Genomic DNA, 25,480 nt, shown 5'->3' with positions numbered 1-25,480 from the left:
ATTCACCCATCAGGAGACCCAACATGCGCCGGATGATCCTCCCCGCGGCCGCCGCCGCGGTCACGCTGCTCGCGAGTACAGCCTGCGGCGGCCAGGACGGCGGCGGCGACAGCGGCGGCCCGCAGAAGATCAAGGTCGGAGCGATCCCCATCGTCGACGTCGCGCCCCTGCACCTCGGCCTGGACAAGGGCATCTTCGAGAAGCACGGCATCGATCTGGAGATCCAGAACACCACCGGCGGTGCCCAGGCCGTGCCCAGCGTCGTCTCGGGCGAGTTCGACTTCGCCTTCGGCAACATCACCTCGATCATCGTCGGCCGCAGCAACGACCTGCCGCTGACGATCGTCTCCAACGGCGTAACGAGCACCGGCGAGCAGGGCGCCGACTTCGGTGGTGTCGTGGTGCCCGAGGGCAGCGACATCTCCGATGCCAAGGGCCTCGAAGACAAGACGATCGCCGTGAACAACCTGGAGAACATCGGCGACACCACCGTCCGCAACTCCATCCGCAAGGCCGGCGGCGACTCCGACACCGTCGAGTTCGTCGAGCTGCCCTTCCCGGAGATGCCCGCCGCGCTGGAGCGGGGCGACATCGACGCCGCCTGGGTCGTGGAGCCGTTCCTGACGGCAGCGCTGAGCAACGGCGCGACCGAGGTCGCCTCGAACTTCGTCGACGCCGACCCCGACCTGTCGGTGGCCTACTACTTCACCACCGAGCAGGTCGTCAACCAGGAACCGGAGCTGACGGACAACTTCACCGCCGCCATCAACGAGTCCCTCACCTACGCCGACGAGCACCCCGACGAAGTGCGGCGGATCCTCGGCGAGTACACCGAGATGGACTCCGCCACCATCGACGAGATCCGCCTGCCGCGCTGGCCCACCGACGGCTACGAGAAGCCCGCGCAGTCGATCGCCGACCTGATGATGCACGACGGCGTCATCGAGAAGCAGCCCGACATGGACAAGCTGTTCCAATGACGGCTGACACCACCACAGCGCGTCCCCCCGCCCGTCCCTCCGGGGCGGGGGGACGCCCCCGTCCCGCGCGGCGCCCGCCCAACCGCGCGCTGCTGGGGACCGTCGGAGTGGTCGGCTTCCTGCTGGTCTGGGAAGCGGTGCCGCGGCTGGGCGTCGTCCCCGCCCGCTACCTTCCGCCGGCCTCGGAGGTGCTCGCCACGCTGGGCCAACGGCTGGCGTTGCCCGAGTTCTGGGTCGCGGTGGGCGACACTGTCACGACGTGGGCGATCGGACTGGGCATCGCCTTCGCCGCGGCCGCCGTGCTCGGGTTCGTCATCGGGTCGGTCCCGGTGCTGCGGGCCTTCACCTCCTCGACGGTGGAGTTCCTGCGGCCCATCCCCTCCGTCGCGCTCATCCCGCTGGCCATCCTGCTCTACGGCACCGACATGGCATCCACCCTGCTGCTGGTGGTCTACGCGGCGTTCTGGCAGATCTACATCCAAGTGCTCTACGGAGTCGCCGACATCGACCCCGTCGCAGAGCAGACCGCCCGCTCCTACGGGCTGGGGCGCCTGGCGCGGCTGCGCTACGTCGCCTGGCCCTCGGCGCTGCCCTACATGCTGACGGGACTGCGGCTGGGAGCGGCCGTCGCGCTGATCCTGACCATCACCGGACAGCTGATCATCGGCACGCCCGGCCTGGGACAGCAGATCTCGGTCGCAAAGAGCAGCGACGCGACCGCCCTGGTCTACGCGCTCATCATCGCCACCGGCGCCCTCGGGGTCGCCGTCAACGTCGGCGTGCGCGCACTGGAGCGGCGGGCGCTGCGCTGGCACACCTCGGTCCGCGGAGAGGAGATCGCGTGAGCGCCGCGACGACGACGGCACGCACCGCCGGGGGCGCCGGACGCACCGCGACGCGCGCCCTGCACATCCTGCTGCTGCCGGTGGTGCTCATCGGCGTGTGGTGGGTCGCCAGCCTGGTTTCGGGCCTGTACTACCTGCCCACGCCCGGGGAGATCGCCGCCACGTTCGTCGAGGTCTGGGGATCCGAGCGGCTGCTCGAAGACGTGCTGCCCAGCGTCGGGCGCCTCTTCGGCGGTTTCGCGCTGGCCGCGGTCCTGGGCGTCGGCCTGGGCGTGGTACTCGGGCTCTCCGCGCGCCTGCGCGCCCTGCTCGAACCCGTTCTGGAGTTCTTCCGCGCCATCCCTCCGCCGGTGCTGGTTCCGTTGCTGATGCTGTTCGTGGGCGTCAGCACCACGATGAAGCTGCTGGTGATCGTCTCCGGCTGCATCTGGCCGATCCTGCTCAACACCATCGAGGGCGTACGGGCCGTAGACCCGGTGCTGGTCGACACCTGCCGCTGCTACGGGATCCGGGGCCGGCGCTGGCTGACCACGCTGGTGCTGCGCTCGGCCAGCCCGCAGATCATGGCGGGCATGCGCCAGGGCCTGTCGATCGCGATCATCCTGATGGTCATCAGCGAGATGTTCGCGAGCAGCAGCGGGCTGGGCTACACGATCATCCAGTTCCAGCGCACCTTCGCGATCCCGGAGATGTGGAGCGGAATCCTGCTGCTCGGGCTGCTGGGGTTCCTGCTCTCGCTGGTCTTCGGCCTCGTCGAGCGCAAGGTGCTGAGCTGGTACAACGGAACGCGCGCAGCGGCGCGCGGGGAGTGAGCGAACCATGGCGACCACATCGACCGCACCGGCGGAACAGAACACCGCTCCGCACAAGAAGGCTCACATGCTCGATGTCACCGGACTGCAGAAGATCTACCCGGGCCAGCACGGCGAGGTCGAGGCGCTGCGCGATTTGACCTTCCACCTCGGCGACGGGGAGCTGGCCTGCCTGGTCGGACCGTCCGGCTGCGGCAAGACGACCCTGCTCAAGTGCATCGCCGGACTGATGCGCCCCACCGGCGGCACCGTCGAGCTGGCGGGCACGTCGGTCACCGGGCCTCCGCCGGACATGGCGGTGGTCTTCCAGGAGTACGGCCGCAGCCTGTTCCCGTGGCTGCGTGTGCGCCAGAACGTGGAGTTGCCGCTCAAGGAGAAGCGGCTACCCGCCAAGCGCCGCCGCGAGCTGAGCGACGAGGCGCTGGACGCCGTGGGCCTGCTCAAGTCGGCCGAGGCCTACCCCTGGCAGCTGTCCGGCGGCATGCAGCAGCGCGTCGCCATCGCCCGCGCGATCGCCTACGAGCCGCGCGTGCTGCTGATGGACGAGCCCTTCGCCGCGGTGGACGCCCAGACCCGGGCCGACCTGGAGGACCTCATCCGCACACTGTGGAAGCGGTTCTCGATGACGGTCCTGTTCGTCACCCACGACATCGACGAGGCGGTCTACCTGGGCCAGCGCGTCCTGGTGATGTCGTCCTCGCCGACGGTCATCCAGGACGACGTGTCCATCGACCTGGCCGGCGAGCGCGACCAGATCAGCACCCGCGGCGAGCACCGCTTCGCCGAGCTGCGCACGCGCATCTACGCCGAGATCCGCAACGCCTCCCAGTCCGGCACCGCCCAGGCGCAGGAGGCGGGCAAGGACTAGCCGCCGCGGGCACGGCGCCGAGCACCGGTGGGCCGGGCGGCTGTTCACGAACCCGGCGGGCGGCGCGGGCGCCGCCCGCCGACCGACTCTGCGGGCGGCGGCCCACCGCCGCCGACTCCGCCCGGCCCCCATCCGTTCGACGCGCAAGGAGCCATCCATGACACTGCTCAACGACCGCGAGTGGCGCGGCAACGTCTTCACCGGGTCCTGGCAGCCCGCTCAGGGAGACGCGCCGGTCACCTCGCCGAGCACCGGAACCGAGCTGGGCCGGATCGGGTCGGCCGGAGCCGCCGACGTGGCCGAGGCGGCCGAGCGCGCCGCCGCCGCCCAGAAGGACTGGGCCGCGACCTCGTTCGAGGAGCGGGCCGCCGTGATGCGGCGGGCCGGCGCCAAGTTCGAGGAGGAGGCCGACGAGATCGCCTCCTGGCTGCGGCGGGAGGCCGGTTCGGCGGCCGGAAAGGCGGGCTTCGAAGTCCACCTCGCGACGACCGAGGCCTACGAGTGCGCCGCCCTGGCCTCGCAGCCCACCGGAGAGGTGCTGCGCAGCTCCCAGCCGCGGCTGAGCCTGGCCCGGAGGGTGCCGGTGGGCGTCGTCGGTGTCATCGCTCCGTTCAACTTCCCGCTGATCCTGGGCATGCGTTCCGTCGCGCCGGCGCTGGCCCTGGGCAACGCCGTCGTGCTCAAGCCCGACCCCCGCACCGCGGTCTCGGGCGGCGCCGTGATCGCGGAGGTGTTCCGCGAGGCGGGCCTGCCCGACGGTGTGCTGCAGATGCTGCCCGGCGGAGCCGAGGCCGGCGCGCAGCTGGTCGCCGACCCCGGCATCGCCGTCATCTCCTTCACCGGCTCCACCGCGGCCGGGCGCAAGGTCGGTGAGGCCGCGGGCCGCCACCTCAAGCGCGCCCACCTGGAGCTGGGTGGCAACTCGCCGCTGGTTGTGCTGGACGACGCCGACGTCGACCGCGCCGCGTCGGTGGGCGCCTGGGGCTCGTTCCTGCACCAGGGCCAGATCTGCATGACGACCGGGCGCCACCTGGTGCACGAGTCGCTGGCCGACGCCTATGTGGAGAAGCTCGCGGCCAAGGCCGACGCGCTGACCGTCGGCGACCCCGAGCAGGAGGGCACCGTGCTGGGCCCGATCATCGACGTGGGCCAGCGCGACCGCGTGCACGACCTGGTCACCCGCAGCGCGGAGGCCGGCGCCCGGATCCGCGCCGGCGGGACCTACGACGCTCAGTTCTACCGGCCCACGGTGCTGGACGGGGTCACCCGCGACACCCCGGCCTTCCACGAGGAGGTCTTCGGCCCGGTGGCGCCCGTCATCCGGTTCTCCACGCTCGACGAGGCCGCCGCGATCGCCGCCGCCAGCGACTACGGCCTGTCGCTGGGCATCCTCACCGGCAACCCCATGCGCGGGATGGAGCTGGCCGACCGCATCCCGACCGGCATCGTGCACATCAACGACCAGACGGTCGACGACGAGGCGGTGGCGCCTTTCGGCGGCGTCCGCGCCTCGGGCACCGGAGCGCGGTTCGGCGGCACCCGCGCCAACCTGGAGGCCTTCACCGAGACCCAGTGGGTCACCATGCAGAGCGAGATCCAGCGCTACCCGTTCTAGGCCCCCAACCCCCGTTGATCTTGTAGCTATCGTGATGTAGAACGATTTCCAGTGACGATAGCTACAAGATCGACAGTGATACGCCGCGCGGGCGGGTGGGTGCGGCTGGGCGCTAGGCTGGCGGCATGCCCCGCCCCTACACCCTGCTCAGCTGCGCGGTGTCGCTGGACGGCCGGATCGACGACGCCGGCCCCGAGCGGCTGCGGCTGTCCTCTCCCGAGGACTTCGACGAGGTCGACGAGTTGCGCGCGGGCTGCGACGCGGTCCTCGTCGGCGCGGGCACCGTCCGCAGCGACGACCCCCGTCTTCTCGTGCGCTCTCCGGAGCGGCGGTCGCGGCGGCTCGCGGAAGGGCGTGCCTCCGACCCGGTCAGGGTCGTGCTCAGCGAGCGCGGCGGCGTCGACCCCGCCGCGCGGGTGTTCACGACTGGCGACGCGGCCAAGCTGGTCTACGTCGGACCGGCCGCCCACCCCGCTGCGGCGCGCCGCTTCGCCGATGCCGGCGGCGGCGCCGAGGTGATCGAGGCAGGCCGCGGCCTCGGCGGGCTCCTTGCCGACCTCGCCGCCCGCGGTGTCGAGCGGCTGCTCGTCGAGGGCGGTACCGGCGTGCACACCCGCTTCCTGACCGAAGGGCTCGCCGACGAGTTGCGGGTCGCCGTGGCACCCTTCTTCGTGGGCGACGCCGACGCTCCGCGCTTCGTGGGGCCGGGGGCGTTCGCCGACGGCCCGGACCGCCCCATGCGCCTCGCCGAGGCGCGCGCACTCGGCGACATGGCGGTCCTGCGCTACCTGCCCGGGACCGCGGAGTCCCGCCGATGAAGCCGCCCGCCTCGATCTGCCCCGGCGCCCTGCGGCCGGGCTCTGGGCCCGAGCCCGGAGAGTCCGACCGCCACTGGCTGCGCGCCGCGATCGCCCTGTCGCGCCGGTGCCCGCCCTCCGAGACCGCCTACTCCGTCGGCGCCGTCGTCGTCGACGCCTGGGGCGGTGTGATCGCCGAGGGCTACTCGCGCCGCGACGACCCGCACGAGCACGCCGAGGAGGCCGCGCTGCGCGCAGTGGGTGCCGACGACCCGCGGCTGGCCTCGGCGACCCTCTACAGCTCGCTGGAGCCCTGCACGGAGCGGACGTCGCGCCCCAGCCCCTGCACCGAGCTGATCCTCGCCACACCGGTTCCGCGTGTGGTGATCGCCTGGCGCGAGCCGGCGCTCTTCGTCCACGCCGAGGGCGTGGAGCGACTGCGCCGCGCCGGCCGCACGGTCGTCGAGGACGCGGCCCTGGCCCGGGAGGCGCGCGAGGTCAACGCCCACCTGCTGGGCTGAGGGCCGGGAGGGGCGGCCCGCCGCAAGAGCGGTTGCCCGCCCGGGCGCCGAGATCGGGCCTAGTACCGGTTGACACCGGTGACGCGGACCACGGCGTGGCCGGTCTCGTCGGAGGCGGTGAGGTCGACTTCGGCGCTGATACCCCAGTCGCGGTCGCGGCTGGGGTCGTCGAAGATCTGGCGCACCTGCCACATGCCGTCCCGCTCCTCGATGAGCAGCATGCCGGGGCCGCGCGCGTCGGGACCGATGCCCAACTCGTCGTGCTCGTCGAAGTAGTCCTCCATCGCGGACTCCCACGCCTCTGCGTCCCAGCCGTCCTCGCCGTCGAGGCGGCCCAGCTCGGCGTAGCGGCCCAGCGCCGCCAGCTCCACGCGGCGGAACATCGCGTTGCGCACCAGCACCTTGAACGCCCGCGGGTTCGCCGTGACCGGCTTGACGCGCTCCTCGGCGGCCTCCTCGGCGGCGTCGTCCTCGGCGGGGTTGGTCAGCTGCTCCCACTCGTCGAGGAGGCTGGAGTCGACCTGGCGGACGAGCTCGCCCAGCCACTCGATCAGGTCGCGCAGCTCCTCGGTCTTGGCGTCCTCGGGAACGGTCTGGCTCAGGGCCTTGTAAGCACTGGCCAGGTAGCGCAGCACCAGGCCCTCCGAGCGCGCGAGCTCGTAGAAGCCGACGTACTCGGTGAAGGTCATCGCCCGCTCGTAGAGGTCGCGGGCCACGGACTTGGGGCGCAGCGGGTGGTCGCCCACCCACGGATGCCCACGCCGGTAGACCTCGTAGGCATGGTCGAGCAGCTCCTCCAGCGGCTTGGGGTACTCGATCTCCTCCAGCCGCTCCATGCGCTCCTCGTACTCGACGCCGTCGGCCTTCATCTGCGCCACGGCCTCACCGCGGGCCTTGTTCAGCTGGGCGCCGAGGATCTGGCGGGGGTCGTCCAGGGTGGACTCGACCACGGTCAGCACGTCCAGCGGGTAGGTGGGCGCCGCGGGGTCGAGCAGCTCCAGCGCCGCCAGCGCGAAGGTGGACAGCGGCTGGTTCAGCGCGAAGTCGGGCTGGAGGTCGACCGTCAGCCGTGCGACGCGGCCGTTGCCGTCCGGTTCCTCCAGGCGCTCCACGATCCCGCCGTCGATCAGCGAGCGGTAGATGGCGACCGCCTCGCCGATGTGCCGGCGCTGCGTGGGACGGTCCTCGTGGTTGTCGGTGAGCAGATGGCGCATGCCCGCGAAGCAGTCGCCGGGTCGGGCGATGACGCTGAGCAGCATGGCGTTGCTGACCCGGAACCGGGACTTCAGCGGCTCGGGCTCGGCCGCGATGAGCTTCTCGAAGGTGTTCTGGTCCCAGCCGACGAAGCCGTCGGGCGCCTTCTTGCGCACCACCTTGCGCCGCTTCTTGGGGTCGTCGCCGACCTTGGACAGCGCCTTCTCGTTCTCGATGACGTGCTCGGGCGCCTGCAGGACCACATTGCCCACGGTGTCGTAGCCCGGGCGCCCGGCGCGGCCGGCGATCTGGTGGAACTCGCGGGCGCTCAGTCGCCGCACACGGGATCCGTCGTACTTGCTCAGCGCGGTGAACAGCACGGTGCGGATGGGCACGTTGACCCCCACGCCCAGCGTGTCGGTGCCGCAGATGACCTTCAGCAGCCCTGCCTGCGCGAGGCGCTCGACCAGGCGACGGTACTTGGGCAGCATTCCCGCGTGGTGCACGCCGATGCCGTGCCGCACATAGCGGGACAGGTTGCGCCCGAACCTGGTCGTGAAGCGGAACCTGCCGATCTCGGCGGCGATGGCGTCCTTCTCGGCGCGGGAGCACATGTTGATGCTGGTCAGCGACTGGGCGCGTTCGACAGCCTGCGCCTGCGTGAAGTGCACGATGTAGACCGGGGCCTCGCGGGTCTCCAGCAACTCCTCAAGGGTCTCGTGCAGCGGCGTGGTGCGGTAGGAGTAATACAGCGGGACCGGCCGCTCGGCCGAGCTGACCACGGTGGTCGCGCGGCCGGTGCGGCGGGTGAGGTCGTCCTCGAACCGGCTGACGTCGCCCAGGGTGGCCGACATCAGCAGGAACTGCACCTGCGGCAGCTCCAGCAGCGGCACCTGCCAGGCCCACCCGCGGTCGGGCTCGCCGTAGAAGTGGAACTCGTCCATGACCACGGTGCCGATGTCGGCGCCGGCGCCGTCGCGCAGCGCGATCTGGGCCAGGACCTCGGCCGTGCAGCACACGATCGGAGCGTCCGCGTTCACGCTGGCGTCGCCGGTCATCATGCCGACGTTGTCGGTTCCGAACACGGCGCACAGCTCGAAGAACTTCTCCGACACCAGCGCCTTGATGGGCGCGGTGTAGAACGCGCACTCGTCGCGCCCCAGAGCGGCGAACAGCGCGCCGGAGGCGACCAGGCTCTTGCCGGATCCGGTAGGGGTGCTCAGGACGACGTTGGACCCCGACACCACCTCGATGAGGGCTTCCTCCTGGTGCGGGTAGAGGGTGAGCCCCCGATCACCGGCCCACGACGCGAACGCTTCGAAGAGGGAATCGGGTTCGGGGCGGGCGGGAAGCTGATCGATGAGACTCACGCATTCCATACTGCCTGCTCCCGGTGACCGCCCGGGCCACTCGTCCACAGGCCCCCCGCGCAGGCGCGGGTCGGCGCCCGCCGTGCCGGACGGGCCCCCGCATCCGGCGGCCCGTCCGGGCGCGGACCCGTGCCTGCGCGGGGCGGAGGTTCAGCCCAGGTGCTCGGCCAGGAACGCCAGGTTCTCCTCGGTCGCGAACGCGTCGCCGCCCTCGTGCCTGTTGAACTCCCACAGCCGCATCCGCTTGGGTCCGGCGTAGGCGTTGAAGACGGCGTAGCAGGTGGACGGCGGGGTCACGGGGTCCATGCCCGCCGCGCTGAACCGGGCGGGAACGGTGGCGCGGGAGGCGAAGTTGAGCGCGTCGGCGTAGGCCAGCGTCGAGAAGACGCGCTCGGCGCTGTCGCGGTAGGCGCGGCAGTAGTCGACGATCTCCAGGTAGGGCCCCTCCGAGGCGATCTCGGCGGCGCGGCGGAAGTGGCAGAGGAACGGCACGTCGGCGACCACGGCCGCCACGCCCGGCGCCAGCGCGCCCGCCGCCACCGCCAGCCCGCCGCCCTGGCTAGAGCCCACTACCGCCACGCGGTCGGGGTCGACGCTGTCGAAGGAGCGGGCGACCGCGACGGCCCGGACCGCGTCGGCGATGACCCGGCGGTAGTAGTAGCGGTGCGGGTCGAGCACGCCCTTGGTCATGAAGCCCGGCCGGTGCGGGTGCGGCGAGTCCTCGGGGTCGGGGGTGTCGCCGGCGGCTTGCTCGGAGGTTCCCTGGCCGCGCACGTCCATCACCAGGTGGGCATAGCCGCACGAGGCGTACTCCAGGGCTCCGATCGGGTTGGCGCGGCCGCTGCCGTACCCGGGGAACCGCACCACGCAGGGCAGCGGTCCGCTGCGGGCGCGGGGCAGCGTCAGCCACGCCTTGACGGGGTGCCCGCCGAAGCCGGGGAAGCTGACGTCGAAGACGTCCAGCGTGGTCAGAGGGGTTCGGTGGCCGGTCGCCGTGGCGGGGCCGGCGTGGCGGGCGGCCTCGTCGAGCGTTTCGGCCCAGAAGTCGTCGAAATCGGCGGGAGCAGTGGAGGCGGCGTTGTAGCCGGGCAGCTCGGAGAGCGGGAGGTCGGTCAGCGGCATACCGGCATCGTAGGCCCCGCCCTCCGGCGCACGGCGGCAGGGGCCGGGATGCGGGGCCGGACGGCGCCGCACCCCGGCCGCGCACGAACGCCGACCGGAGGCTCCGGTCTAGATCAGGCCGAGCTTGCGGACGGTGTCGCGCTCCTCGGTGAGCTCCTGGACGGAGGCGTCGATGCGCTCGCGCGAGAACGCGTCGATGTCCAGGTCCTGCACGATCTCCCAGCGGCCGCCGCGGGAGACGGCGGGGAAGGAGGAGATGAGGCCCTCGGGGACGCCGTAGGAGCCGTCCGAGGGGAAGGCCGCGGATGTCCAGTCGCCCTCGGGGGTGCCGTGGACCCAGTCGTGGACGTGGTCGATGGCGGCGTTGGCGGCCGAGGCGGCCGAGGAGGCGCCCCGCGCCTCGATGATCGCCGCGCCGCGCTTGGCCACGGTCGGGATGAACTCGTCGCGCACCCACGCCTCGTCGCCGATCCGCGCGGCGGCCCCGGCGCCGGCCACCTCCGCCTGCGTGATGTCGGGGTACTGCGTCGCCGAGTGGTTGCCCCACACCGTCAGCTTCTTGATGTCGGTGACGGACACGCCGAGCTTCTTGGCGAGCTGGGTCAGCGCGCGGTTGTGGTCCAGCCGCATCATGGCGTTGAAGCGCGCGGCCGGGACGTCGGGCGCGTGGGCCTGGGCGATCAGAGCGTTGGTGTTGGCGGGGTTGCCCACGACCAGCACCCGCACGTCGTCGGCGGCGCCGGCGTTGATCGCCTCGCCCTGCGGCTTGAAGATGCCGCCGTTGGCCTCAAGCAGGTCGCCGCGCTCCATGCCCTTGCTGCGCGGGCGCGCGCCCACCAGCAGGCCGACGTTGGCGCCCTCGAACGCCGGGCGCGCGTCGTCGAAGATGTCGACGCCCTTCAGCAGCGGGAACGCGCAGTCGTCCAGCTCCATCGCGGTGCCCTCGGCGGCCTTGACCGCCTGGGGGATCTCCAGCAGGCGCAGCTTGACGGGCGTGTCGGGGCCCAGAAGCTGACCCGAGGCGATGCGGAACAGCAGCGCGTAGCCGATCTGGCCGGCTGCCCCGGTGACGGTGACGTTGACAGGTACTTGGGCCATGACCTTCTTCTCCTGATGACGGTTGTGCGACCGGCGATGCTATCCGCGGCCCTGCGGCCACCGGCGTCCGCCTCCGCACACGGTGCCCCGCCGGCGCTGCCGAACGGCGCCGCGGCACCCCACCCTAGCCGTGCGGACCACGGCGACCGCGTCCCGCCCCACCTGCGTGGGCGGGCCGATCGGCGGGGCGGGCCCGCACGGCCGCGCGACCTCCGCCTCTCCTGCGGCTTTCCGGCAGAATGGGAGGAGCGGGGTGCTGTTAAGATAACCGCGTTCCCGACCGAGCACCCCGGCCGGGCAGCCATCGGCGGGACTCACTCCCGCCCCGTGGCGGGGCGGTAGCTCAGCTGGTCAGAGCAGAGGACTCATAATCCTTGGGTCGCGGGTTCGAGCCCCGCCCGCCCTACCCTGTCTCAACTGCGGATGCGCCCGATCGAGCGGGCCGTGCGGCGCTGCGGCGCCGACCGAGCCGCCAGTTCCGGGTCGCTGCACAGCGCATCGCGGCGCTGCCACCTCTCCGGAGCGCCCCAGGGCGCCCTCCGGCACGCCCTCGTGGCGCTTGCTCCGACCCGGCGAGAGGACCACGCCCTCCCGCGAGCAGCTGTCGTGACCGGCCGATGTGCGCGGGTCACACCCGTCGGCGCCGTCCTCGCCGGCGGGTGCGCCCCCGTCGCCCCTGGACGCCGTCGCCCACGCCCTGGGCGAGGACGCGTTCGAGCATTGCCGCGACCGTCGCGCCCGGGTGCGAACGCCCCGGTCACCCGGCTACCCGGCCGTCCGCCGGGAGGCGGCTCAGGACTGCTGCGGCTCTTCGGCGATCAAGGGGATCTGGCGGGCCGCCCACGGACTGACCGCCCATGGTGCGCGCCGGGCCACCTCCGCGAAGTCGGCCCACTCGACCCACACCCATTCGGCCACCTCGCCGGGCTCGGGGTGCGGGGTGTCCCGCGTGGCGGCGCGGTAGACGGGGCAGAACTCGTTCTCCACGATCCCGGAGGCGTCGGTCGCGCAGTAGGCGAACTCGGGCAGAAGCACGGTGACGCCTTCGAGGGAGATTCCCAGCTCCTCGCGGGCACGCCGGTGCAGCGCCTCCTCCAGGGGCTCGCCCGGCCCGGGGTGCCCGCAAAAGGAGTTGGTCCACACGCCGGGCCAGGCTGCCTTGTCCAGCGCACGCCGTGTCACCAGCAGGCGGCCCTCCGGATCGAAGACGTAGCAGGAGAACGCGAGATGCAACGGTGTACGAGGGCCGTGCACCAAGCGCTTGTCGGCGGTGCCGACGGGGCGGTGGCCGCCGTCGAGCAGCACGACGCGCTCCTCGGCCGCCGGGCCGGGACTCTCCGCCGAACCCGTCGCGTCCGTTTTCTCCTGCACGTGCTCTCCCATTCTCTCGAAGATCGTCCACGGGAAAATGTACTAGAGACGCGTTCGGGAAACAACAATTATGAAAATTGCGATAAGTAAGGATTTCCGGAATTGTTCGCGGGCGGGCCCCCACCCCCGTTGATCTTGTAGCTATCGTGAATTAAAACGATTTCGAGTGACGATAGCTACAAGATCAACGGTGACATCCCGATTCCAGCCGCGGCCGTTCTGAGCACCGCCGCTCCCGCGTCAGCGGCCGCCGCAGGCCACCCACTCCGGCCAGAACGGCGCGCCGTCCGAGTTCGCGCTCAGCCGCCGCCGGTGATGCGGGCACCGTCGGAGCCCTCCCCGGCGGGGGCCTGCCGCCCGGCGGGCCCCCGCCCTTCGCGCGACCGCGGCTCCGCGGTTGAACGCGGAGGCCGCGGGTGGCCGCCTCGCCCCGCCGAGCGGACGCCCTCCCGCCGACGGCACCCAGCTGCAGGCCTCCGGCCTGGCGGACCTGCCCAGCGGCCTGCGGCTGGCCACCGCCAACCCGCGATCGGGGCGGCCGCGGATCCGCGCTCACCCTTCCCGCGTGCCCGGGTGACACGCCGGAAGGTCCAGATCCGCAGTGGGCGGGGACGGCCCGTTCAAGCTGGTGGGCGGATCGAGCTATAGGGTGGCGCAGCGTCGGCCGTGCCGCCTCCTTCATAAGAGACCGCGGCAGAACGGACGGCCTGTCGAGACCCGGCCAGAAAGGTAGGCACTAGCGATGTCACAACAGAACCGCGAGCAGTGGGGGACCCGGACGGGGTTCCTGCTTGCGGCGATCGGTTCGGCCGTCGGACTGGGAAACATCTGGCGCTTCCCCTATGTCGCCTATGACAACGGCGGCGGCGCGTTCCTGGTCCCGTACCTCGTCGCGCTGCTGACCGCGGGTATCCCCCTGCTGATCCTCGAGTACGCCATCGGCCACCGGTACCGCGCCTCCCCGCCCGCGGCCTACCGCAGGCTCAACCGCTTCGCCCAGCCGCTCGGCTGGTGGCAGGTCGGCATCTGCTTCGTGATCTCGGTGTACTACGCCGTCATCGTCGCCTGGGCAGTGCGCTACGCAGGGTTCTCGCTCACCCAGTCCTGGGGCGAGGACACCGAAGCCTTCCTGTACGGGGACTTCCTGCACGTCGCCGACGCGCCCGGCCCCATCGCCTCCTACAACCTCGGCGTCCTCATCCCGCTGGTCGTCATCTGGCTCGTGGTGCTGGTGGTGCTCGGGCTGGGCGTGCGGCGCGGCATCGAGTGGGCCAACCGCATCTTCATCCCGCTACTGGCGGTGCTGTTCCTCATCCTGGTCGTCCAGGCCCTGTTCCTCGACGGCGCCGAGGTGGGCTTGAACGCGTTCTTCGCCCCCGACTGGTCGGCGATCACCGACGGCAGCGTGTGGGTGGCCGCCTACGGGCAGATCTTCTTCTCACTGTCGGTGGGCTTCGGCATCATGATCACCTACGCCTCCTACCTGCGGCGCAAGTCCGACCTGGCCGGCTCGGCGCTGGTCGCGGGCTTCGCCAACAGCTCCTTCGAGCTGCTCGCGGGCATCGGCGTCTTCGCCACGCTCGGCTTCATGGCCAGCGCGGCCGATGTACCGGTCGGCGAGGTCGCCACCGACGGTCTGGGACTCGCCTTCGTCGCCTTCCCGCAGATCATCAACAACATCCCCGTCGCGCCCGCACTGTTCGGCGTGCTGTTCTTCGTCTCGCTGATGGTCGCCGGCCTGACCTCGCTCGTGAGCATCGTCGAGGTGGTGGTCTCCTCCGTCCGCGACCGCACCGGGATGCGCCGCGTTCCCGCCGTTCTGATCGTCGGCGGCTTCACCGCCGCCGTCTCCGTCGCGGTCTTTCCGACCGACCAAGGGCTCTACCTGCTGGACGTGTCCGACCACTTCATCAACCAGTACGGCATCGCGCTGGCGGCCCTGGTCGTCGTCGTGGTGGTCGGCTGGGCGCTGTGGCGCCTGCCGATGCTGCGCCGGCACACCGAAGCGGTCTCCTCCGTGCCGATGCGCGTGTGGTGGGCCCTCGCGCTGGGCGTGGTCACCCCGGTCGTGCTCGGCTTCATGATGTACGACAGCATCACCGCGGAGCTCCAGGCGAACTACGGCGACTACCCGAGCTGGTTCATCAACTCGGCCGGCTGGGGCGTGGCCGGCGGCGCCATGGTGCTCGCCGTACTGATCTCGCTCATCCCGTGGAAGCGCCGCGCGGGCGACGAGGACGACACCAACGCCACCGTCGCGGATGCCGACCAGAGTGGAAAGGGGCTGTGATGTCCACCGGAGCCATCGTGATGCTGATCGTCTCCGCAGTGATCGTGTGGGGCGGCCTGGCGGCCGCGGTCCTGCACCTGCGCCGCCACCCCGAGGAGGCGGAGGACTGACCGGCCCGCAGTACCGCGCTCGCGGAGCACGCAGCGCCGCCGACGGCCGCCCCGCACGCCCGGTCGGGCGTCGGGGCGGCCGTCCCGTTTCCGGCCGTCCCGTTTCCGGCCGTCCTGATCGGGGCCGGTGCCGCGGGGCGTGTGGAAGAATGCAGCGGCGCCGGGTCGCACGCCGCCTCCGCCCGCCCGCACGGCAGCCGCCGCGGGCGCCCGGCGGGCCCGCACGCCAGCCGCTGACGCGCCAGCTCCGACGAGGAACCGCCCGCATGAGCGACCCCTACGGCCACCAGCCGTACCCGCCCCAGTACGGACCCTCCGGGCACTACCGGGGGGCCGCGCCACCGCCGCCTCCCCCTTCCGGGCCGTATGCGGCCCCCGCCCCCTACGGCTACGGGCCCGCCGCCCCGGTCCACCCGCCGCCGGCGAGCTGGCCGGCCCGCGCCGTCGCCTACCTCATCGACGGCTTCGCCTCCACAGTCATCTTCCTCGTCCTGTTCTACGGCACCATGAGCCTGGGCCTGTGGCTGGTCGGCCCCGACAGCGGCGGCGCGGGGGAGGTGGCGATGATCGTCACCATGCTCATGATGCCCCTCGCCGCGTTGGCCTCCTTCTGCTACACCTGGATCCCGCACGCCCGCAGCGGACAGACGCCGGGCAAGCGCGCCGCCGGCGTCAAGGTGGTCCTCATGAAGACCGGGCGGCCGCCGTCCCTGGGCCTGTCGGCCGTCCGGCAGCTCGTCGCCGTGGCACTGGTGTTGGTCACCTGCGTCGGCACCCTGGTGGATCTGCTGTGGCCGCTGTGGGACGAGCCCTACCGGCAGGCGGTGCACGACAAGGCAGTCGGAACCCGGGTCATCCGCGTGCGCGGCGAGGGGACCGAGCCCTACCCCGTCCGACCGCAGGCGGCCCAGCCCTACGTCGGCGGCATGCCGGGTCCCCCGCCGGGAGCCGGCGGCCGGTACTGAGCTCGGGCGGCGCGGGTGCGCGGGCGCGGCCACGCGCCCGCGGCCGAGCGTCGCCGGTTCACCCGGTCGGCCGCAGGCGCAGGACGTGCTCCGACCGCTCCCGGACCGCGTCGCGGGTGAAGGGCATGGGGACGGTCTCGCCGCGTGCCCACAGCGCGGTCTGGTCCTCGTGGTGGGCGTGGAAGGCGTGGCCGGAGGCGCCGGTCAGGTCGATCCAGCGCGCGGCGTCCAGGTCGGCCATGTCGACGCTCATGCGCATCGAGGGCACGGTCGTCACCGCGTAGCCCTCCGTGTGCTCCCAACCGGTCGCGTTGACGGTGCCGTCGCCGCCGGAGGCCTCCACCGGGGTGCCGTTGAACGCCCACTCGAGCGGGGCGATCCCCGAGGACCCCAGTGAGGGGTGGGTCGCCGTCAGCGCGTGAACGTCGCCCCAGCGCCATTCGGCCGGGTCCTCGCCCAGGCGCTGACTCAGCTCTCCGGCTGCGCGCCGCAGGGCCTCGCTGAGCACGGCGGCGCGCCCGTCGGCCTCCTCGCCCCGCCACCAGGGCGAGTCCGGATCGTCCAGCAGGCGGTCCACGACGAGCCAGGAGCGCGACCCGCCGTCGAGGGCGTGGTCGCGGCCGAGCTCGTCGAAGGTCAGATCCAGCAGGTGGCTCCAGGCGGCGTTGTAGAAGACGGCGGCCGCGGAGTCGGCGTCCTGCTGGAAGTCCCAGTCGGCGAGCAGGTCCTGTCCTCGGGCGGCGGCGCCCTCGGCTTCGGCCCGCAGCAGGTGCGGCACGACGGCGCGGGCGCCGCTGTTCTCGTTGTCCATCTGGATCTCGGCCATGTCGGCGGTGGTCAGGCCGCCCGCCCGCGTGGCCCGGGCCAGCAGGGTGTCGATCCGCTGCGCCCGGTAGCCGTAGGCCCAGTCCCGGGTGAGCATGTGCCCGTAGCCGGAGCCGACCGCCGCCTGGTTGGCGGTCACGATGTAGCCCCGGCCCGGGTTGCGCACCACCGGGAGCTCGTCGAAGTCGATGTAGCCCCGCCAGTCGTAGTCGGAGTCCCAGCCGGGCGCGGGCCAGCGGCCGTCCCCCTTGCCGCGCACGGGGATGCTGCCGGGCGCCTGGTAGCCGATGTCGCCGTCGGTATCGGCGTAGACGAGGTTCTGCGCCGGTACCTCGAAGGAACGGGCGGCCTCGCGGAACGCGGCGAAGTCGTCGGCGGCGTTCAGACGGAAGATCGCGTCGGCGGTGGTGCCGGGCTCCAGAGCGGTCCAGCTGAGGGAGACGCCGTAGCCGCCGCCGGGCGCCTCGGCTGCCTTCCCGACGGGCTCGCCGCCTGAGTCCACCGGCGGGTCGGTCCCGATCCCGCGCAGCTCCGCGGCCGCTGCGGCGTCGGACAGCAGCGGTCCGTGGCGCGTGGAGCGAACGGTGAGGGCCACATCCTCGCCGCCGGCCACCTTCACCGTCTCCTCGCGGGTGGTGAGCGGTTCGCGCTCGCCGTCGACGACGGCCGCCCCGTCCTCGATCCGCTCCAGGTACAGGTCGGCCACGTCGGGGCCGAGGTTGGTGAACCCCCAGGCGATGTCGGCGTTGTGCCCGATGACGACGCCCGGCAGGCCGGCGAAGCCGAACCCGGTGACGTCGAAGGGGCACTGCTCGGTGACCTCGGTGCAGTGCAGCCCGGTCTGGTGCCACACCGACGGCATCTGCGCGCCCAGGTGGGGGTCGTTGGCCAGCAGCGGCTTACCCGATTCGGTGTACTCGCCGGAGACCACCCAGGAGTTCGAGCCCAGCCCCGGGGACTCGGGGCCCAGCATCGGCGGGAGGGCCTCCAGCCCGGAGCCGACGTCGGCCAGCACCCCCGCGGCCCGCCGGGGCGGCAAGGCCGCGTCGCCGCCGTCCGCGGCGCCCGGGTCCGGGTCGGCGTGGAAGGCGCCGTCGGTGACGGCGCCTCCCTCGACGATCGGCCGGTGCTCCCCCTCGGGGTAGGGCGGGTACAGCTCCTCGATGCGGTCGCGGCTGATGCCGGAGGCCAGCAGCGCGGCGCGCTCGGTCTCGTGCTGCATATTGCCGCGCAGGTCCCAGGCCATGGCCTTGAGCCAGGCCAGGCTGTCCACGGCCGTCCACTCCTCGACCTCGTGGTCGGGGTTCAGGACCTTCAGTGCGGTGAACTCCAGGCCGCGCTCGCCGCCCTCGCGCCGGTCCAGGTAGGCGTTGACGCCTTCCGCGTAGGCGTCGAGGTAGGTCCGGGTGTCGGGCCGCAGCAGCTCGTACTCCTGCTCGGCGACGCGGCGCCAGCCCATGGTGCGCAGGTAGGCGTCGGTCTCGACCTGCTCCGCGCCGAACACCTCGGCCAGCCGCCCGGCCGTGGTCAACCGGTTGAAGTGCATCTGCCAGAAGCGGTCCTGGGCGTCGACGAACCCCTGGGTGCGGAACAGGTCCTCGGAGGTGTCGGCGTAGATCTGGGGGATGCCGTAGGCGTCGCGGTGGACGGTGGCCCCGCCCTCCAGCGCGGGCAGGTCGACGGCGCCCTCGACGTCGGGGAAGGCGCGCTGCACCGACCAGAATCCGGCGCCCGCGGCGGCGAGGGCAAGGCACGCCGCCGCCGAGAGCACGATCAGCGACCATCGCCTGAAACGTGTTCCAGTTCCCGCCATGGGCCGACTCTAGACCCGCGCGGAGCACGCTCCCGGCCCGGGTGCCGGATTCGCGGAGCGGAGCAGTGCCCGGCAGCGCGCACCCGCGCCCGGCCGCGCCCGGCCGGGTCCGGCGGCGTCCGGCGCCCTCCGCGCAGGCGCCCATCTCGTCGCGGCCGTCCTGGACGTCGACCGCGGTGCCGTGGACGCCCGATCCCACCTGGCGACGCAGGATGGTGCCCTGCTCGGCGCGGGCGGACGCGGCGCCGGAGCGCCTCATGCGGGCCCCGATCCTGTCGCCGGAGAAGCCCCCCTTTCGACCGATCGGTCCCTCGCGTGCCGGTCGGCTTCAGTCCTCCGCGTCGGACTCGTCGCGCGGTCGGTGCGCGCGGGGGCCCCGGGTTGCCACACGCCAGGCGCCGAGGCAGCAGGCGGCGACGGTCAGCCACGAGGCCACCAGGGCCCACGCCGCGAACACGCCGACGAGGCCCGCGTGGCGGCAGTCGTACTCCGGGGGATAGCTGGCGAAGGCGCGGGTGCACCCCAGCGGCAGCAGCTCCAGGGTGAAGTAGCTCAGCAGGCCCCCTGCGCCGAGCGCGGTCGCTCCCAGGACCCAGGCGAGGCAGAGCAGTATCACCGCCGCGAAGAGCCGCCGGGCCGTGTTTCGGATCATGGTGCCCCTCGGATCGGGCCGTCTCCTCCTCGGGCACGGACCGGCCGCGGGACCGCGCTGGGACTCGGGTTCGAGGCGTTTCAGGGGTAGGGAGTCGGAGTCGGGGTCGGACGTGCGCTGCCGCGATTCAAACACACCGGGAGATTCGGGGCACGCCGGACCGCGCCGCGGCGGCGGGCGCGCCGGCCGGGCCGCCGCGCCCGTTAGCCGGCTTCGCCGCGCTTTTCGGAGTGGCCGAGGCTGCGGTGCGGTGCGATCCGGTCGCGCACCAGCCGCTTGAGGGCGGGGAGCTCGGGGAAGCCCTTGCTCTGCGCGCGGGAGTAGAGCGTCTCGCCGTCGAGCCGGACCTCGAAGACCCCGCCGGTGCCCGGGACGAGCGCGACCTCGCCCAGCTCGTCCTGGAAGGTGGTTAGCAGTTCCTGGGCCGTCCAGGCCCCGCGCAGCAGCCATCGGCACTGCGTGCAGTACTCGATCTCCATGCGGGGCGTCTTCGTCGTCATGGCGCCCATGGTGCCAACCCGGGCGCGGGCGCGCGCGGCGGCCCCGTCCGGCCCGCGCGCGGCGCGCGGCGGAGGTCAGGACAGCTGCATCGCCTCGGCGACGAGCTCAAGGGCCCGCAGCCGCCCCTCGACGGTGCCCGCCTGCGGGGCGACGATCAGCTCGTCGGCGTCGGCGTGGCCGGCGAACCACTCCAGGTAGTCCTTGACCTCGCCGGGGTCGCCCACGGCCGAGTACCGGGCCATCTGCAGAACCTGGCGCCCGGCGGGGGAGTCCAGCGCGGCGTCGGCCTCCTCGGGTGTGATGGTGCGCCCGCGGGCGAGCAGCTGCTGGGCCATGCGGCGCTTGGCCAGCCGGGACTCCTCGGCGGCCCGCTCGGAGGTGTCGGCGGCGGCCACGTTGACCCCGGCGATGACGTAGGGCTCGCTGTGGCGCTCGGACGGGGTGAACTCGCGCCGGTAGGCCGCGACGGCCTCCTCCAGCGCGGCGGGGGCGAAGTGCGAGGCGAACGAGTAGGGCAGCCCCAGCGTGGCGGCGAGCTTGGCGCCGAACAGCGAGGAGCCCAGGATGTACAGGGGCACGTCGGTCCCCTTGCCGGGGATGGCGTCCACACCGGGGATGCGCGACCGGCCGGTCAGGTAGCCCTGCAGCTCCAGCACGTCCTGCGGGAAGGTGTCGGCCGAGGAGGGGTCGCGGCGCAGCGCGCGCATGGTGTTCTGGTCGCTGCCGGGGGCGCGGCCCAGCCCGAGGTCGATGCGGTCGGGGTGCAGCGTGGCCAGGGTGCCGAACTGCTCGGCGATCGTCAGCGGAGCATGGTTGGGCAGCATGACCCCGCCCGCTCCCAGCCGGATCCGCTCCGTATGCGCGGCGACGTGCGCGATGAGCACGCTGGTGGCCGAGGAGGCGATGGTGGCCATGTTGTGGTGCTCGGCGTACCAGATCCGCCGGTATCCCAGGTCGTCGGCTTTCGTGGCCATGCTCAGGCTGGCGTCCAGGCTGTGGCGGGTGGTCATGCCCTCGGTGATGTGCGCCAGGTCGAGCAGGGAGATCGGGACGGACACGGGTGTCGGCCTTTCGTCGCGGCTGCGGGCGTCCGGCGGCGGCGCCGGGCGGAGGCGGCCTGCCGCCTCGCTTGCCCTTCGGCAAACAGCGCCGGGCGACGGGTTTGTTCCGCCGACGCTGCACGCCGCGGGCGGCCGAGGGGTGTCGGGGCGGTGCGTTAGCGGTCTCGGCGCCTAGCATGCGTGGTGCCGCGCCGCGCGGCCGCCCGCGCCCGGTCGAGCGGGCCGAGGCACGCGGCGGACGGTATCGGCAGCGGTCGGCGCGACCGGCGAGGAGACGAGGCGGCGTCCGAGCGCCGCGAGGAGAGGCGATGAGCACCATTCCCGATCTGGAACCCGTGGCGAACCGGATGAGGGAGGCGGCCCAGGGCGTGCGCGACGACGAGCTCGATGCGCCCACCCCCTGTGAGCGGATGCCGGTCGGTGCCCTGCTCGACCACGTCATCACGCTCTGCGAGGCCTTCCGCCGCGCCGCGGACAAGACGTCCACCACGGCCGAGACCCCGCCCGAGCCCACCCCGGCCAACCTCCCCGGCGCCTGGCGCGACGAACTGGACCGGCGCCTGGACGCCCTCGTGGCCGCCTGGCGCGATCCGGCGGCCTGGCAGGGCGCGACCGCGGTCGGCGGCGTCGAGCTCAGCGGCGAGGCGGCGGGGACGGTCGCGCTCAACGAACTGCTGCTGCACGGCTGGGACCTGGCGCGGGCGACCGGCCAGGCCTACATCGGCGACCCGGCCAGTGTCGAGATCGGCCACGCCTTCGTCTCGGAGGTCCCTGCCGACGACCCCGCCGCGCGCGAAGGCCTGTTCGGCCCCGTCGTGCCGGTGCCCGAGGAGGCGCCGCTGCTCGACCGCGTGCTGGGCCTCAGCGGCCGCCATCCGGACTGGACCCCGCCGCCGCCCTGAGGCGGCCCCGCGGCCGGCGCGGCCGCTCGCCCTCCCGCTTCGCGCGGCCGCAGATGCACCCGCCCCCGCTCCCGCGTTTCAGCCGCCCGCCCCCGGCCAGTGGGCCCTCCAGGAGGAGGGAGTACGGCGACGACCCGGACGCGAGGGGGCGACCGATGCGAGCGGCGACCTGGCAGGGCACAGAAAACGTGCAGGTGCGGGAGGTGCCCGACCCTGGGATCGAGCGGCCCACCGACGCGGTGGTCGAGGTGACCTCCACCGCGATCTGCGGCTCGGACCTCCACCTGTACTCCCCGTTGGGCATGTTCATGGAGGCCGGCGACATCCTCGGCCACGAGGCGATGGGCGTCGTCCGCGAGGTCGGCTCGGAGGCCGGCCGGCTGCGGCCGGGCGACCGGGTGGTCATGCCCTTCAACATCTCCTGCGGAAGCTGCCACATGTGCGAGCGCGGCTGCTACGCCCAGTGCGAGACCACCCAGGTCCGCGAGTACGGCAAGGGCGCCGCGCTGTTCGGCTACACCAGGCTCTACGGCCAGGTGCCCGGTGGCCAGGCCGAGTACCTGCGCGTTCCCCAGGCGCACTTCGGCCCGATCCGCGTGCCCGAAGGGCCGCCCGACGAGCGCTTCCTGTTCCTGTCGGACGTGCTGCCCACCGCGTGGCAGGCGGTGGCCTTCGCCGACGTGCCGCCCGGCGGCTCGGTCGCGGTCGTGGGGCTGGGCCCCATCGGCCAGATGGCCGCGCGCATCGCCCGCCACCGGGGCGCCGGCGAGGTGTTCGGACTGGACTCGGTGCCGGAGCGGCTGGCGATGGCCGAGCGGCACGGCGTCGTCCCCGTCGACACCGGCGCGGAGGACGACCCGGCCGCACTCGTGCGCGACCGCACCGGGGGGCGCGGCCCCGACTCGGTGATCGACGCGGTCGGCATGGAGGCCCACGGGGCCCCGCTGGGCAAGGCCGCCCAGACCCTGGCCTCGGCGCTGCCCGACGGCGTGGCCGAGAAGCTGGTCGAGAGGGCCGGGGTGGACCGGCTGTCGGCCCTGCACCTGTCCTTCGACCTCGTCAGGCGCTGCGGCACGGTCTCCATCAGCGGTGTCTACGGCGGCCAGGCCGACCCGCTGCCGATGATGGACCTGTTCGACAAAGGGGTGCAGATCCGCATGGGCCAGGCACACGTGCGCCGGTGGACCGACGCCATCCTGCCGCTGCTCACCGACCCCGGCGCCGACCCGCTGGGGGTGGACGACCTCACCACGCACGTCGTGCCGCTGGACCAGGCGCCCGACGCCTACGAGAAGTTCCAGCACAAGCGCGACGGCGCGATCAAGATGGTGCTGCGCCCCGGTGCGCGGGCGGCCTGAGCACAGGGGGGAGGCGGCGATGCGCGTCGTCGGGCGAGGGAACGGGGAGCGGGGCCGCGACCGGAGCGCGGCCGCGGTCGCCTGCGGTGCGGCGGTAGCGGGCACCGCGGCCGCCGCGGGGGCGGCGGGCATCGCCGCCCTGTGCCGAAGGCGCGGCGGGGCCGGCCTCGTCGGGCGGACCGCGCTGGTCACCGGCGGCTCCCGCGGTCTGGGGCTGCTCATCGCCCGGGAACTGGGGCGGCGCGGCTGCCGCGTCCTGGTCGCGGCCCGCAGCGCCGACGCCCTCGGCGCGGCGGTTGCCGACCTTCGCGGCGAGGGCGCGGACGCCCACGGCCTGGTCTGCGACCTGGCTCGGGACTCGGAGGTGACCGCCCTGGCGGCGCGGGTCTGCGACGAGTACGGCGGGGTGGACGTCCTCGTCAACAACGCCGGTGTCATCCGCGTGGGACCGGCCGCCGCAATGTCGGAGGACGATGTCGCCCAGGCGCTGGACACCATGTTCTGGGGGCCGCTCCGGCTCACCCGGGCGCTTCTGCCGGGGCTGCGCGAGCGCCGCGGCCGCGTCGTCACCATCACCTCGATCGGCGGCAGGATCAGCGTGCCGCACCTGCTGCCCTACTCCTGCGCCAAGTTCGCCGAGGTCGCGCTCTCCCGCGGCCTGGACGCCGAGACGGCCGGCAGCGGCGTGCGCTTCACCACCGTGGTCCCCGGACTGATGCGTACCGGGTCGCACCTGGGAGTGGAGGTCACCGGCTCGCCGCGCCGGGAGTACATCTGGTTCGCCGCCGCGGCGGGGCTGCCCGTGCTGTCCATGGACGCCGAGCGGGCGGCGCGCACCATCGTCTCGGCCGCGCTGCGGGGACGCCGGCACCTGGTCCTGACGCCGGCGGCCCGCGCGGCGCTCATCGCGGACGGCATAAGCCCGGGCCTCGTGCAGGCGGCCCTGCGCACCACGGCGCGGCTGCTGCCGCACGGGGAGTCCGCCGAGGTGCTCACCGGCGCGCAGGCCCGCCGCCGGACCGGGGCGTTCCTGCGGGCGCTGACGCGCCTCAACGACAATGCGGCCCGGCGCTTCAACCAGGTCCCCGGGCTGCGCGGCGGCGGCGCTGCGGACGGCAGCGGCCCCCGCGGCCCCCGCGGACACGAGGGCTGAGCGCGCTTCGGCGGTCCGGTGACCGGGCGGCGCGTCCAGCTCAGCCCGCCTGGATCTCCCCTCCGGTCGGCGCCAGCACCTCGCCGGTGTAGTAGGACGACAACCGGTTGCTCGCGAAGAAGACATAGGACGGCGCGATCTCGTCGGGCTCGGCGGCGCGGCCGACCGGCGCCTGCCCGCCGAAGCCCTCGACCTTCTCCTCGCCCAGCGTCGAGGGGATCAGCGGCGTCCACACCGGCCCCGGTGCCACGCAGTTCACCCGGATCCCCTCGTCCATGTAGTGCTGTGCCAGCGAGTGGGTGAGGTTGTGCACGGCGGCCTTGCTGGTGGCGTAGTCGATGAGCGATTTGTTGCCGCGCAGCCCGTTGACGGATCCGGTGATCACGATCGAGGCGTCCGGGGCGAGATGCGGCGCGGCGGCGCGCAGGATCCAGAACACGCCGAAGACGTTGACCTCGTAGGTGCGGCGCAGCTGCTCGGTGGTGAGCTCGGCGAAGTCGGACACCGGCTCCTGGGTGGCGGCGTGGGCCACCAGCACGTCGATGCGGCCGAACTCCGCCACCGTGCGCTCCACCATGTCGGTGCAGTGCCGCTCGTCGGCCACGTCGCCGCGGATCAGCAGGCTCTCGCGGCCCGCACGCCGCACCAGGCCGGCGGTGTGCTCGGCGTCGTCGTCCTCGCTGAGGTAGCCGATCGCCACGTCGGCGCCCTCCTTGGCGAAGGCGGCGCTCACGGCCCGGCCGATCCCGGAGTCGCCCCCGCTGATCAGGGCCTTCCTGTCGGCGAGTAGGCCGCGGCCGGTGTAGCCGGCCATCTCGTCCCGCGGCCGGGGCCGCATCGGCTCCGTCCTGCCCGGATGGGGCTGCTGCTGTGCGGGCGGCTGCTGGCTCATGGTCGGCTCTCCCTCTCTTCGCGGGTCTGGCCTGGTCGCGGCGGGTCGACGGCCCGGTGATGAGACCCCGCGGGCGCTCCGAGACGACTCGGCACTGATCGAGCCTCCTTCGCCGGAACCTCTGCGGGTGCGGATAGGGGACGCGACTACCCCTCGTCGGCGCGCCCATACCCGGCGGCTCCGCTTGGGGCGGTCGCCGCGCGGCCCCGCGGACGGCGCGTGTCGGCGCGGTCGCAGCGCACTGCTGTTGCCGGGGTCACACCGCGATCGCCGATGAGCCGGGAACACCTCGCGGGTCCGAAGTGCTGAAGCTCAGGCACTGGCGGGAAGACCGAACCGGTCGCGCGGCGCGCCGGTTCGCATGA

The 25,480-nt window shown here is 73.1% G+C and carries 22 protein-coding genes and 1 tRNA gene; 14 read left to right on the top strand and 9 right to left on the bottom strand.

The features are described 5' to 3' along the window. The first annotated feature begins 23 nt into the window (after window positions 1–23). The 7 genes from RM446_RS07970 (at window position 24) to RM446_RS07940 (ending at window position 6,438) form a co-directional block, all read left to right on the top strand. Window positions 24–980, top strand: a complete 957-nt coding sequence (locus RM446_RS07970; RefSeq protein ID WP_311544530.1) for an ABC transporter substrate-binding protein — start codon at window positions 24–26, stop codon at window positions 978–980. Further along, window positions 977–1,825 (top strand): ABC transporter permease, encoded by an 849-nt coding sequence (locus RM446_RS07965; RefSeq protein WP_311544529.1) that lies wholly within the window; start codon window positions 977–979, stop codon window positions 1,823–1,825. Before RM446_RS07970 ends, RM446_RS07965 begins: the two co-directional genes overlap by 4 nt. Next, on the top strand, window positions 1,822–2,637 hold the full coding sequence (locus RM446_RS07960) for an ABC transporter permease (RefSeq protein WP_398694696.1): 816 nt from the start codon (window positions 1,822–1,824) through the stop codon (window positions 2,635–2,637). Before RM446_RS07965 ends, RM446_RS07960 begins: the two co-directional genes overlap by 4 nt. Before the next feature lie 67 nt (window positions 2,638–2,704). Further along, window positions 2,705–3,505, top strand: a complete 801-nt coding sequence (locus RM446_RS07955; protein WP_311544662.1) for an ABC transporter ATP-binding protein — start codon at window positions 2,705–2,707, stop codon at window positions 3,503–3,505. Between the two features lie 157 nt (window positions 3,506–3,662). Next, window positions 3,663–5,120, top strand: a complete 1,458-nt coding sequence (locus tag RM446_RS07950; RefSeq protein ID WP_311544528.1) for an aldehyde dehydrogenase family protein — start codon at window positions 3,663–3,665, stop codon at window positions 5,118–5,120. A gap of 125 nt (window positions 5,121–5,245) precedes the next feature. Beyond that, complete coding sequence (locus tag RM446_RS07945; RefSeq protein ID WP_311544527.1) at window positions 5,246–5,938, top strand: RibD family protein; 693 nt, start codon at window positions 5,246–5,248, stop codon at window positions 5,936–5,938. Further along, complete coding sequence (locus RM446_RS07940; protein ID WP_311544526.1) at window positions 5,935–6,438, top strand: cytidine/deoxycytidylate deaminase family protein; 504 nt, start codon at window positions 5,935–5,937, stop codon at window positions 6,436–6,438. The genes RM446_RS07945 and RM446_RS07940 overlap by 4 nt, the downstream gene beginning before the upstream one ends. A 59-nt stretch (window positions 6,439–6,497) precedes the next feature. On the opposite strand, the gene RM446_RS07935 is transcribed toward RM446_RS07940, so the two are convergent. The 3 genes from RM446_RS07935 to RM446_RS07925 all read right to left on the bottom strand — a co-directional run bounded on the left by RM446_RS07935 (window position 6,498) and on the right by RM446_RS07925 (window position 11,222). Continuing rightward, window positions 6,498–9,011, bottom strand: a complete 2,514-nt coding sequence (locus RM446_RS07935; protein WP_311544525.1) for a DEAD/DEAH box helicase — start codon at window positions 9,009–9,011, stop codon at window positions 6,498–6,500. A 141-nt stretch (window positions 9,012–9,152) separates the two neighbouring features. Beyond that, window positions 9,153–10,124, bottom strand: coding sequence for an acetylxylan esterase (locus RM446_RS07930; protein ID WP_311544524.1), 972 nt, complete (start codon window positions 10,122–10,124; stop codon window positions 9,153–9,155). A 108-nt stretch (window positions 10,125–10,232) separates the two neighbouring features. Beyond that, entirely contained in the window at window positions 10,233–11,222 is a 990-nt protein-coding gene (locus tag RM446_RS07925; RefSeq protein ID WP_311544523.1) for a malate dehydrogenase, read from the bottom strand. Window positions 11,223–11,554: 332 nt separating this feature from the next. Here RM446_RS07925 and RM446_RS07920 point away from each other — a divergent pair. Continuing rightward, window positions 11,555–11,628, top strand: a tRNA-Ile gene (locus tag RM446_RS07920). A gap of 386 nt (window positions 11,629–12,014) precedes the next feature. Here RM446_RS07920 and idi read toward each other — a convergent pair. Continuing rightward, on the bottom strand, window positions 12,015–12,593 hold the full coding sequence (gene idi / locus RM446_RS07915) for an isopentenyl-diphosphate Delta-isomerase (protein WP_311544522.1): 579 nt from the start codon (window positions 12,591–12,593) through the stop codon (window positions 12,015–12,017). A 742-nt stretch (window positions 12,594–13,335) separates the two neighbouring features. Here idi and RM446_RS07910 point away from each other — a divergent pair. From RM446_RS07910 to RM446_RS07900, 3 genes are all read left to right on the top strand, one after another. Continuing rightward, entirely contained in the window at window positions 13,336–14,883 is a 1,548-nt protein-coding gene (locus RM446_RS07910) for a sodium-dependent transporter (RefSeq protein WP_311544521.1), read from the top strand. Continuing rightward, entirely contained in the window at window positions 14,883–14,993 is a 111-nt protein-coding gene (locus RM446_RS07905) for a methionine/alanine import family NSS transporter small subunit (protein WP_311544520.1), read from the top strand. The genes RM446_RS07910 and RM446_RS07905 overlap by 1 nt, the downstream gene beginning before the upstream one ends. A 266-nt stretch (window positions 14,994–15,259) precedes the next feature. After that, window positions 15,260–15,958: an RDD family protein gene (locus RM446_RS07900; protein ID WP_311544518.1), complete on the top strand. Its 699-nt coding sequence runs from the start codon at window positions 15,260–15,262 to the stop codon at window positions 15,956–15,958. Between the two features lie 58 nt (window positions 15,959–16,016). Here the strand turns inward: RM446_RS07900 and RM446_RS07895 are convergent, their stop codons facing one another. From RM446_RS07895 to RM446_RS07875, 4 genes are all read right to left on the bottom strand, one after another. Continuing rightward, window positions 16,017–18,596: a penicillin acylase family protein gene (locus RM446_RS07895; RefSeq protein WP_311544516.1), complete on the bottom strand. Its 2,580-nt coding sequence runs from the start codon at window positions 18,594–18,596 to the stop codon at window positions 16,017–16,019. Window positions 18,597–18,924: 328 nt separating this feature from the next. Then, window positions 18,925–19,248, bottom strand: coding sequence for a hypothetical protein (locus RM446_RS07885; protein WP_311544515.1), 324 nt, complete (start codon window positions 19,246–19,248; stop codon window positions 18,925–18,927). Window positions 19,249–19,451: 203 nt separating this feature from the next. Beyond that, the gene (locus tag RM446_RS07880) at window positions 19,452–19,748 is read right to left on the bottom strand and encodes a SelT/SelW/SelH family protein (protein WP_311544514.1); all 297 of its coding nucleotides are present in this window, start codon (window positions 19,746–19,748) and stop codon (window positions 19,452–19,454) included. A gap of 75 nt (window positions 19,749–19,823) precedes the next feature. Next, a complete protein-coding gene (locus RM446_RS07875) occupies window positions 19,824–20,807 on the bottom strand; it encodes an LLM class flavin-dependent oxidoreductase (RefSeq protein WP_311544513.1) in 984 nt (327 codons plus the stop codon). Window positions 20,808–21,118: 311 nt separating this feature from the next. Between RM446_RS07875 and RM446_RS07870 the strand changes: the two genes are divergently transcribed. From RM446_RS07870 to RM446_RS07860, 3 genes are all read left to right on the top strand, one after another. After that, window positions 21,119–21,712, top strand: coding sequence for a TIGR03086 family metal-binding protein (locus RM446_RS07870; RefSeq protein ID WP_311544512.1), 594 nt, complete (start codon window positions 21,119–21,121; stop codon window positions 21,710–21,712). 155 nt (window positions 21,713–21,867) lie between these two features. Further along, complete coding sequence (locus RM446_RS07865; RefSeq protein ID WP_311544511.1) at window positions 21,868–23,070, top strand: zinc-dependent alcohol dehydrogenase; 1,203 nt, start codon at window positions 21,868–21,870, stop codon at window positions 23,068–23,070. 19 nt (window positions 23,071–23,089) lie between these two features. Next, the gene (locus RM446_RS07860) at window positions 23,090–24,223 is read left to right on the top strand and encodes an SDR family NAD(P)-dependent oxidoreductase (protein ID WP_311544510.1); all 1,134 of its coding nucleotides are present in this window, start codon (window positions 23,090–23,092) and stop codon (window positions 24,221–24,223) included. A 40-nt stretch (window positions 24,224–24,263) separates the two neighbouring features. Here RM446_RS07860 and RM446_RS07855 read toward each other — a convergent pair whose 3' ends face one another. Continuing rightward, window positions 24,264–25,115 (bottom strand): SDR family oxidoreductase, encoded by an 852-nt coding sequence (locus tag RM446_RS07855; RefSeq protein ID WP_311544509.1) that lies wholly within the window; start codon window positions 25,113–25,115, stop codon window positions 24,264–24,266. Between the last annotated feature and the right edge of the window lie 365 nt (window positions 25,116–25,480).

It is taken from the genome of Streptomonospora wellingtoniae (genome assembly GCF_031845375.1).
Taxonomy (GTDB): domain Bacteria; phylum Actinomycetota; class Actinomycetes; order Streptosporangiales; family Streptosporangiaceae; genus Streptomonospora; species Streptomonospora wellingtoniae.
The sequence above is the reverse complement of the archived record's forward strand: the minus strand, read 5'-3'. Positions and strand labels throughout refer to the sequence as shown.